This window comes from Nocardia miyunensis NBRC 108239 (genome assembly GCF_001613065.1).
Classification (GTDB): Bacteria; Actinomycetota; Actinomycetes; order Mycobacteriales; family Mycobacteriaceae; genus Nocardia; species Nocardia miyunensis.
In genome coordinates this window covers 1-577 of sequence record NZ_BDBQ01000207.1, presented here as the reverse complement: position 1 = coordinate 577, position 577 = coordinate 1, and the positions used below count along the sequence as shown (strand labels likewise).

Here is a 577-nt window from a genome sequence, read left to right as displayed (position 1 = left end):
CGCCGTTGGGGAGGATGTCACCGAGCGGCGTCGCCTGGACGACGAACTGCACCGGCAGGCGCGGCACGACCCGCTGACGGGCATACCCAACCGGCGGCATCTCCTCGAGCAGATCCAGACGCTGAGCGCCACGGTCGACGGTGACGACCGGGTGGGGCTGTGTTTCGTCGATCTGGACGGGTTCAAACAGATCAACGACCGATACGGGCACGGGATCGGTGACCAGGTCCTACGTGCGGTAGCTACCCTCCTGCACGACGGTCTGACCGGCGAGGACTGCACCCTTGCCCGCATCGGCGGCGACGAATTCGTCGCCCTGCTCGCACCACCGGTGGACGACCTGCGAGTCGCTGCCGTTGTCGACCGCATGTTGTCGGCGCTGGCCTGCCCGATCACCGTCGGTGACCACAGTCTGTGGGTGTCAGCCAGTATCGGGGCGATCACCGCGACCGCATCGAACACCGACGCCGCAGCCCTACTCGAGGCCGCCGACCGCGAGCTCTACCACGCCAAGACCCGCAGCAAGGACCGATGGGTCCTGCGGATACTCGACACCGGTCCCGGCGAGCCACCGAGC

At 67.8% G+C, this 577-nt stretch carries 1 protein-coding gene; it reads left to right on the top strand.

Features of this window, described 5'->3' with window-relative positions:
* Positions 1-577, top strand: a 577-nt coding sequence (locus tag NM2_RS47020; RefSeq protein WP_157122150.1) for a GGDEF domain-containing protein, incomplete at both ends; no start/stop codon positions are given.